Origin of the sequence: Parasynechococcus sp., assembly GCF_042954245.1 — a bacterium.
Taxonomy (GTDB): Bacteria; Cyanobacteriota; Cyanobacteriia; order PCC-6307; family Cyanobiaceae; genus Parasynechococcus.
Genome location: NZ_JBGKDP010000262.1, coordinates 1 through 7,964 on the forward strand (window position 1 = coordinate 1; position 7,964 = coordinate 7,964).

At 60.2% G+C, this 7,964-nt stretch carries 12 protein-coding genes; 1 reads left to right on the forward strand and 11 read right to left on the reverse strand.

The features are described from left to right. Positions 1-204 (forward strand): hypothetical protein (locus ACGVJ8_RS12110; protein WP_392348441.1); only part of this gene is annotated, 204 nt, incomplete at its 5' end. Here the strand turns inward: ACGVJ8_RS12110 and ACGVJ8_RS12115 are convergent. From ACGVJ8_RS12115 to ACGVJ8_RS12165, 11 genes are all read right to left on the reverse strand, one after another. Continuing rightward, positions 205-483 (reverse strand): hypothetical protein, encoded by a 279-nt coding sequence (locus ACGVJ8_RS12115; protein ID WP_392348443.1) that lies wholly within the window; start codon positions 481-483, stop codon positions 205-207. A gap of 19 nt (positions 484-502) precedes the next feature. Further along, complete coding sequence (locus tag ACGVJ8_RS12120) at positions 503-898, reverse strand: hypothetical protein (RefSeq protein WP_392348445.1); 396 nt, start codon at positions 896-898, stop codon at positions 503-505. Next, positions 898-1,140: a Nif11-like leader peptide family natural product precursor gene (locus ACGVJ8_RS12125; RefSeq protein WP_392348447.1), complete on the reverse strand. Its 243-nt coding sequence runs from the start codon at positions 1,138-1,140 to the stop codon at positions 898-900. The genes ACGVJ8_RS12120 and ACGVJ8_RS12125 overlap by 1 nt, the downstream gene beginning before the upstream one ends. Continuing rightward, positions 1,137-1,505, reverse strand: a complete 369-nt coding sequence (locus tag ACGVJ8_RS12130; RefSeq protein WP_392348449.1) for a c-type cytochrome — start codon at positions 1,503-1,505, stop codon at positions 1,137-1,139. The genes ACGVJ8_RS12125 and ACGVJ8_RS12130 overlap by 4 nt, the downstream gene beginning before the upstream one ends. Positions 1,506-1,637: 132 nt before the next feature. After that, complete coding sequence (petE, locus tag ACGVJ8_RS12135; protein ID WP_392348451.1) at positions 1,638-1,997, reverse strand: plastocyanin; 360 nt, start codon at positions 1,995-1,997, stop codon at positions 1,638-1,640. 7 nt (positions 1,998-2,004) lie between these two features. Then, positions 2,005-3,024, reverse strand: a complete 1,020-nt coding sequence (locus ACGVJ8_RS12140) for an NAD-dependent epimerase/dehydratase family protein (RefSeq protein ID WP_392348453.1) — start codon at positions 3,022-3,024, stop codon at positions 2,005-2,007. Next, a complete protein-coding gene (gene hemE, locus ACGVJ8_RS12145; RefSeq protein ID WP_392348455.1) occupies positions 3,021-4,079 on the reverse strand; it encodes a uroporphyrinogen decarboxylase in 1,059 nt (352 codons plus the stop codon). Before hemE ends, ACGVJ8_RS12140 begins: the two co-directional genes overlap by 4 nt. Before the next feature lie 110 nt (positions 4,080-4,189). Beyond that, on the reverse strand, positions 4,190-6,457 hold the full coding sequence (gene glgB, locus ACGVJ8_RS12150) for a 1,4-alpha-glucan branching protein GlgB (protein WP_392348457.1): 2,268 nt from the start codon (positions 6,455-6,457) through the stop codon (positions 4,190-4,192). Positions 6,458-6,517: 60 nt separating this feature from the next. Further along, positions 6,518-6,688 (reverse strand): hypothetical protein, encoded by a 171-nt coding sequence (locus ACGVJ8_RS12155; protein WP_392348459.1) that lies wholly within the window; start codon positions 6,686-6,688, stop codon positions 6,518-6,520. Between the two features lie 156 nt (positions 6,689-6,844). Continuing rightward, the gene (locus ACGVJ8_RS12160) at positions 6,845-7,060 is read right to left on the reverse strand and encodes a hypothetical protein (protein WP_392348461.1); all 216 of its coding nucleotides are present in this window, start codon (positions 7,058-7,060) and stop codon (positions 6,845-6,847) included. 10 nt (positions 7,061-7,070) lie between these two features. Continuing rightward, positions 7,071-7,964 (reverse strand): CocE/NonD family hydrolase (locus tag ACGVJ8_RS12165; protein ID WP_392348463.1); only part of this gene is annotated, 894 nt, incomplete at its 5' end.

The following is a 7,964-nucleotide window of genomic DNA, read 5'->3' on the forward strand; positions in this document are numbered from 1 at the left end:
GATCAGCAGCTGGTGGACTCCCTCATGCAGCAGGGCTTAGCGCTCACAGCAACGGCTGGCGGTGAGCTGGAACGCAGCTGTTGGATGGTGGTGCATGAGCACCACCACGGGGTGAAACCCACGGAGTACGACATTCGGGAAATCGACGAGGATCTCTATCTGGCTGTGTTGCAAGCGGCCAAGCAGGTCCAGTCCGCGGCTTGATCAGCCATTGAGCAGTTCACGCAGCAGAGCACGGTGAGCGTTTTTGGCTTCGATGCTCTCCCGCATCTCTTTGGGAAGGCGGGCCTCCAGGATGTCCTGCTTTTTCATCTCCGTGGCGTAGCGGCTGCTGAACTCGCTGAAGCGATCGAGATAGGACGTCGCGGCCTCTGGGGTGAAGGCAATCACCTCCAGGGCATGTTTGAAGTGGAGGTAGGAAACGGTCCACTCGACCAGTTCGTCAAAACTCTGCAGCCCAAGCGGGTTGTCAGAGAGTGTCATCGCTGCATCGCCCATGGCTTCAACCAAAACCCTCGGCCTTGGCCTGGGCCGTCAGGCCCCTCAACCGACCGTTGAGCAGGACATCGCGTTCGCGGTCTGCCCCCACATGGGGGGCGATCTCCACCCCAGTGGTCTGCATGGCCTGCATTGCTGCTGATTCCTCGGCTGAGCCCGTTTCACTGCTGAGGTAACGCTCCACGGCAGCAGCCCCTGGAGCGTCCGCGGCGAAGTACACCGTTCCTGGGCCGCGCCGATCGATCGTTTGCTGTCGGTGCCGCCGACGCTGCTGCACGCTTGCCCAGAGCCGGCCTTGATTGGCGGTCATGAAGGCGTTCAGATCGGCGGCATCGGTGTCTTCCGCCAGGGCCATGCTGGTGCCGTCGATGAAATCACTGAGCAGGGTGACAACGGCCATCAGGTCTTTGGTGATTGGAAGGGTGGTGATTGAAAAGAGCGCTGGATCCGGCTGGTCTCGACCCAGCGGGTGATGGCTAATTCCCGGGCGTCGTCGCAGAGATCCCGCTGGATCACATTGAACCCGTGGCGGCGTGCCAGGGCCAACAGTTGATCGTCATCACTGCATTGGGTCGCATCGCGCCGCAAGCCCTGGTGATGTTCCACAGCCCGCAGAAAATCCTGAAGAGCTTCTCGACTCATCGCCTGGACCAGCCCAATTCGGCCCGTTGTTCAACGTAGATGGCCACCGCAATGATCTCCTCTTCACTCAGTTTGTCGGCATAGCTGGGCATGGCATTCAGCCCATCCTCGATCTCATGCTCCAGGGCCTCTAGCGGGGAACTGGAGTAGGCCCCCACATGGTCGTTCAAGTCGCTGATCTTCAGCGTTCGGTCGGCGCGAATCACATTGCCGCCCCCCATGTGACAAGCCGCACAGTTGCTATTGAAAATCTGTTCGCCTCGCTCCAAAGCAGCGCCGTCGACCGCCATCACCGGCGCAGACAGCAGACCTGTCGCGCCAACGATCAACAGCAACGTCAGGATCAAGCCTGATACACGTACCATCGCAACCCCCTCAATGTCCCAAGCTATCCATCGTTGCCGGCAAAACAGAGAACCCTGGGCTGTGGTTGATACACAGCCCAGGGTTCTCTGTTCAGTTGGTGCAAAAGGGCGATTTCCTCAGAAATCCAGGGATCACTCAACGATCACCTTGCCGACCATGCCAGCACCGCGGTGGGGCTCGCAGTAGAAGTCGTAGGTGCCAGCAGTGGCGAAGGTTTCCTCCCAGGATTCGCCAGGGCTGAAGGCGAGATCAGAGTGGCTGTACTCGTCATGGCCCTCGAAAACAGCGTTATGAGGAGCCAGCTTGTTGTTGACGAACTTGACGGTGTCGCCGGCCTCGATGTTCACAATGGCGGGCTCAAAAGCGAGCATGCCGCCGTCGGTGCCGAGCTTCACTTCAACGGTGGCGGCTTGAGCGCTGCCGACGTTGAGGCCGATCAGCATCAGGAAGGCGCAGCAGGCAGCTGCAATGGTGCGGATGACGGAGCGCATGAAAGTGCTAGGTCGATACATTGACCTTACGCGCGGGTCTGGGGGTTCCGCGATTGAGCAGGCCGGAATCGCTAAGAACTGTTGTCAAGTCAGGGGCATGGCTGCTGCCACCGAAACGCTCGGGCTGCGTCACCGGGTCGTGAATGAAGTGGCGCCGGCGAATGCTGAACCGGTCCCAGGCATTCACTTCGATCGGCAGAACGCGGATCAGAGTCTCAATCAGCCATGGCCAGAGCGGAATGCCGGGCGTTCGGGCCACACCGCGCCAGCGGCAGAGGGTTTTCACGGTGTCGTTCACCGAGATGGCCTTTTGTCCCATCACCACCCGGCGCAGAGCGCCTTGTCCGGGTTCACTGTTCGGTTCATGGGGGCCTGTGGCCAACAGGCCGCAGACGCGAGCGATGTCTTCCGCATGGATGAAGTGGAAGCTCGCATCCACCCGAAGCCAACGAGCCAGCCAGAGCCAACGGCTGGCTTCAGCCAAACCCTCTGTGAGGTAACTGGTGGGGAAGGGGCTGGTGCCGTCAACCCGTCCGCCGAACACCAAGGTGGGAAACACCGCGATGACTTTGCTGGCCAGAGGATGCTGCTCAAGATCCCTGAGGCAGCGAGCCTTGGTTTGGATGTATTCCGTGCCGTAGGCCAGAGCTTCAGGCAGGGGGCGCAGGTGTCGATCAAGCACGCTGGCCGTTGAGAAATAAATGATCTGCTCCAGCTTGCTGGGATCCAGAAGCTCAAGCATCCGTTTCACCGCCACCACATTCACCTGTTCGGCCCGCTCGGGGTCACCCCAGGCGGTGGCGGTGTGGATCACCCGGTTCACCGATGCCAGCTCCTGGGCGAAACGGTCGGTGTCCCGCAAGTCCCCCATCAAAAGGCGGATGCGGGGATGATCCGACGGGAAGGCGGTGAGTTTGGCCGGGTCCCTCAGCCAGAGCAGCAGCTCCGCATCAGAGTGGTCCAGCAGCCAGCGGGAAATGTACTGACCGACGCATCCGCTGGCGCCGGTCACCAGGATGCGGGTCAAACGACAGCCCCGAGACGGTCCATCACGCTCTTGCCGGCCCGGAAGAAGGCTTCACCGTTCTCTTCCGGCGTACCCGGCAGGATTCCATGGCCGAGGTTGAGGATGTGCTTCCGGCCGCGGGCCTTGCGCACGCAGTCATCGATGCGGGCCTCAATCGCCTCCGGGGTGCCGAACAGCAGGCCCGGGTCCACATTGCCCTGAACACCGATGTGCTCCGGCAGACGTGCCAAGGCCTCGGCCATGTCCACGGTCCAATCCAGTGAAACGATGTCAACACCGGTGTTGGCCATCCGCTCGATCACGCCGGCGCTGCCGGAGATGTAGAGGATGATGGGGGTGTCGGGGTGCGTCTGCTTGACCAGATCCACCACCTTCTTCTGATAAGGCGCAGCGAAGGTGTCGTAGTCAGCCGGGCTGAGCTGACCAGCCCAGGAATCAAACATCTGCACCACCTGGGCGCCGGAATCAATCTGATAGCGCAGGTAGTTGGCGATCGACTCGGCGAAGTGGTCGAGCAGCTTGTGCAGGATCTCGGGTTCTCGGAAGGCCATGGCCTTGATCACCGCGTAGTTCTTGCTGCTCTTGCCCTCCACCACGTAGGCGGCCAGGGTCCAGGGGGCACCAACGAAGCCGAGAACAGCTGCTTCGTTGCCAACGCTTTGGCGGAGACGACCCAGCACCTCACCCACAAAGGGCATCGACTCGGCGGGGTTCAGCGGGCGCAGAGCATCCACCTGAGCCATGCTCCGGATTAGATCGCCGATCTGGGGGCCTTTGCTCTCGATGATGTCGAAATCGATTCCCATCCCCGGCAGGGGCGTGAGGATGTCGGAGAACAGGATCACGCCATCGGGCTTGAAGGCGTGAAACGGCTGCATGGAGATCTCATAGGAGAGATCGGGGTTTTCGGAACGCTGACGGAAGCTGGGGTACTTGTCCCGCAGATCCCGGTAGATCTTCATGTAGCGACCGGCCTGACGCATCATCCATACCGGAGGACGCTCCACCGATTCACCGCGCGCAGCACGCAGGAGCAGGGGTAAAGAGTCGCTCATCAAGCCCGGTCAGGTCAGCCGGAAACCTACCCGAATCGAAGCCTTGGCTAGAGCTTTAACTCCTCTTTGTCATCACGTTCGTCACACGATGTTGGTCGGCTCGCTGCTGCTCAGGCTGCGTTCGGGTCGTGCTTGAACACCATCAGGCTCAGCGACGGCAGGCAGAGATCCAAGGAGTTCTCGTAGCCGTGGATGCCCCACTCGTCCGTTGGTTTGCCGCCCATGTTACCGAGGTTGCTGCCGCCGTACTTGGCTGCATCGGAGTTGAAGATCTCCTCGTAGAAGCCGGAGAGGGGAACGCCCACGCGGTAGTGGGAGTAACTTTGGGGCGTGAAGTTCGCCACAACCACCAGCCAGGTGCCGCTGGCACTCTCCCGACGCATGAAGCTGATCACGGAGTGGCGGTTGTCGTTGCAATCGATCCACTGGAAGCCGAACTGGTCGAAATCATCTCGCCAAAGGGCCGGCTCTGCCTTGTAGAGAACGTTGAGGTCATCCACCAACCGCTGGATGCCCTTGTGGGGTTCGTAGTTGAGCAGATCCCACTGGAGATCGCCCCACACATTCCATTCAGCCCGCTGGCCGAATTCCATCCCCATGAAGATCGTCTTCTTGCCGGGGTGTGTCCACATGTAGGCGAGCAATGCCCGGGTGTTGGCGTACTTCTGCCAGTCATCTCCCGGCATCTTGTGCAGGAGATGGCTCTTCCCGTGCACCACTTCATCATGGCTCAGGGCCAGCATGAAGTTCTCGGTGTAGGTGTACCAGATCGAAAAGGTGATGTTGTTCTGGTGGAACTGGCGAAACCACGGGTCGAGCTCGAAGTAATCGAGCATGTCGTGCATCCAACCCATGTTCCATTTGAGGTTGAACCCGAGACCGCCGCTGTCTGTGGGCTGCGTCACCATCGGCCAGGTTGTTGATTCCTCCGCGATGGATAGGGCTCCTGGGAAGTGCTGGAACAGCACGTGGTTGGCCTGCTGCAGGAAACGCACAGCTTCGGTATTCTCCCGGCCGCCGTTTTCATTGGGGAGCCATTCCCCGTCGGGACGCAGGTAGTCGCGATAGAGCATCGAGGCCACGGCATCCACGCGAATGCCATCGATATGGAACTGCTCGAACCAGAAGATGAGATTGGCAACAAGGAAGTTGCGAACCTCGTTGCGGCTGTAGTTGAAGATCAGCGTTCCCCATTCCTTGTGTTCCCCGATCCGGGGATCGCTATGTTCATATAGGTGTGCGCCATCAAAGAAAGCCAAGCCATGGGCATCTTTCGGAAAATGGCCTGGAACCCAGTCGATGATCACGCCGATGCCTTCGGCGTGGCAGCGATCCACAAACGCCCGGAATTCATCAGGCGTTCCATATCGGCTGGTGGGGGCATACCAACCCGTCACCTGATAGCCCCAGGAGCCATCGAAGGGGTGTTCGGTTATCGGCATCACCTCGATGTGGGTGAAGCCCCTCTCCTTGACGTAAGGAATCAGGCGATCGGCGAGCTCGGCATAGGTGAGCAGCCGAGCGCCGGGCTTCATCTCCGCCGCGGGAACGGGCGGCCGAGGGGTGCCGTCGGGTTGAATCCAGGGCTCTTCCGCTGAGGCGTGAAGCCAGCTGCCCAGGTGCATTTCATACACCGAGATCGGTTGATCGAGAGCGTTGCTGCTGTCGCGCTTCTGCATCCAGCCCTGATCGGACCATTGGAATCCGCCTAGGTGAGCCACAACGGAGCTGTTGTCCGGGCGAACCTCGTGCTGGAAGCCGTAAGGATCAGCCTTTTGGTAACAGTGGCCCTCTTGGGTACGGATTTCGTATTTGTAGAGATGTCCCTCCTCGAGTCCGGGAATGAAAAGTTCCCAGACGCCCCCAAGACGCTGCTGCATGGGGTGGTGACGTCCGTCCCATGAATTCAGATCTCCAATAACGGAGACGGTAAGAGCGTTGGGAGCCCAAAGACAGAACATCACACCCTTAACCCCATCACGCTCGGTGAGGTGGGCACCCATCTTTTGCCAGATGTGGTGATGATTGCCTTCGGCAAACAGGTGGTGATCCATTTCGCCCATCCATTCCCCGCGGAAGGCCCAGGGGTCGTGTTGTTCGTGCACGATCCCGCCGCGCTCAACCCTGACTCTGTAGGTGCAGCCGGGGTCTTTGTTGAGCTTTGCCTCGAACACCCAGGGGTGGTTCGGCGTGGTCATGGCGACCTCGTCGCCAGCCTGCAGCAGGGTGACCGTTTGGGCTTCCGGCATCCATATCCGCACGGTCCAACCCTGATCTGAGGGTTGAGGACCAAGCACCGCAAGCGGGTGGTCATGGCGACAATTCGCCAACCGTTCGCCGTCCTGAACCATCCAGTCGAGGACTGCGGCGACACCCATGGGAGATCTGAGAATTGGGCGCGATGTTAAGCCTGATTTACGAAACAGATCCGCTATTGATCAGACAAAGTCTCGGAAAATGTCGACGTTGATGATCCGACCGCTTGCGTCAAAGATCACAAACAGGTTGGTTGTGGCCTTGCCGAAGGCGACAGCCACCAGCATGAGCTGCTGATCGCCGTCTTGATGGGCGATCACAGCGTCTTTCACCTTGCGTAACCCACCTGACACTTGGCTGAGCTTTGTCTATTTGCGTTCCAGGTCGCCCGGGGCCAGCTCCTCCTGCAGCTGCAGGGACATCTTGAATCGCGCGGCAATCCAGCGTCCTACTGCCAGGTCGCGGGTTCAGTCGAGGGCTGTTGTCTCGATCGGCTGGACCCGGTAGGTTTACTTTAAGGCGAGCAGCTTGCCGTCCTCATCCAGCACCATCAGCATCCCTTCGTCACCGGATGCAGTGGTCACCACAGCATCGATGGCTGTTGTGTTGTAGCCAGGGATCATGCTGACAACGCGGGTTGCATCAATGGCCACGCGTTGGTCCAGGCGTGCCTGGACGCTCTTCACATGAACACTGGTCTGAACCGGGGCAGCGGAGAGCTTCAAAGCACAAACGTCAGTCGAGCTTCAATCTGCCGGAATCAAAGGGGTTCAGCTGCAGGGTGGAGTCAGCAAGTTTCAGTGTCAGCGTCACCACACGATGCTCTGGGCTTGGTGCTCCGCAGGGCACGGCATCGTGGCCAGGGTTGACGCCAATGGCGGGCCACGCTGCTGCGGCAATGGAGATCTTTAGTCGATCGCCGGAAGCCAGGGTCGCGTGCAGGGGCTGGAGGGTCACGCTGCGCCTGACTGGCTGCAACGCCTCCTCTCCGCGAACCCGCACGACTCCCGTGCTCAGTTGTTCAACGCTGTTGGCTCCCGCAGGCAGGCGCGACAGGCTGAGGCAGAGATCAAACCCGGGCTGATCCGCTTCGGCGTTCACCAGCAGCAACGGTTGACCTGACAGCAGAAGCTCATCAACCAGGGGTGTAGTGGTGAATGTCGCAACGTCGCTGCGTTGATCAACGGCCGTGCGCTCCGCGGGGCCAGGGTGTGTTCCAAGGTGTCCACCGATGGCCGGAACCGGTCGCCAGGGGTCATGAATGATGACCACGCTTCCCTCTCCTTCTCCATCCGCGACAAGGGCACCGTCGCTTGGGTCGATGCAGGCCAGTCCATGGCTGCGCAGTCCCCATGACGCTGGCCTGCTCGTGGCGGGTGCGGGGATCGCGTCCCACTGATGCTGGGTGGTGTTCCAGAGCTGGTGGCTGGGTTTCGGCTCCTGGGGGGAGCGGTTCTGCAGATGCTGTTGAAAAAACTGCAGCATTAGCTGCTGGGTTTCAGGCCACCACTGCAGATGGGAGGCCGGCCCGATATGCAGGGATGGCTGCCCGCCGGCGACCTGGCTGCGATGCCAGAGGTCCAAAAGGCCCACTAGATGCGGATCCCACCATCCACCGATCAAGAGCAT

What these genes read in the sequence shown, in the direction of transcription:
- ACGVJ8_RS12115 (WP_392348443.1), bottom strand. Translation starts at nt 483, where the DNA reads ATGACACTCTCTGACAACCCGCTTGGGCTGCAGAGTTTTGACGAACTG.
- ACGVJ8_RS12120 (WP_392348445.1), bottom strand. Translation starts at nt 898, where the DNA reads ATGGCCGTTGTCACCCTGCTCAGTGATTTCATCGACGGCACCAGCATG.
- ACGVJ8_RS12125 (WP_392348447.1), bottom strand. Translation starts at nt 1,140, where the DNA reads ATGAGTCGAGAAGCTCTTCAGGATTTTCTGCGGGCTGTGGAACATCAC.
- ACGVJ8_RS12130 (WP_392348449.1), bottom strand. Translation starts at nt 1,505, where the DNA reads ATGGTACGTGTATCAGGCTTGATCCTGACGTTGCTGTTGATCGTTGGC.
- petE (WP_392348451.1), bottom strand. Translation starts at nt 1,997, where the DNA reads ATGCGCTCCGTCATCCGCACCATTGCAGCTGCCTGCTGCGCCTTCCTG.
- hemE (WP_392348455.1), bottom strand. Translation starts at nt 4,079, where the DNA reads ATGAGCGACTCTTTACCCCTGCTCCTGCGTGCTGCGCGCGGTGAATCG.
- glgB (WP_392348457.1), bottom strand. Translation starts at nt 6,457, where the DNA reads ATGGGTGTCGCCGCAGTCCTCGACTGGATGGTTCAGGACGGCGAACGG.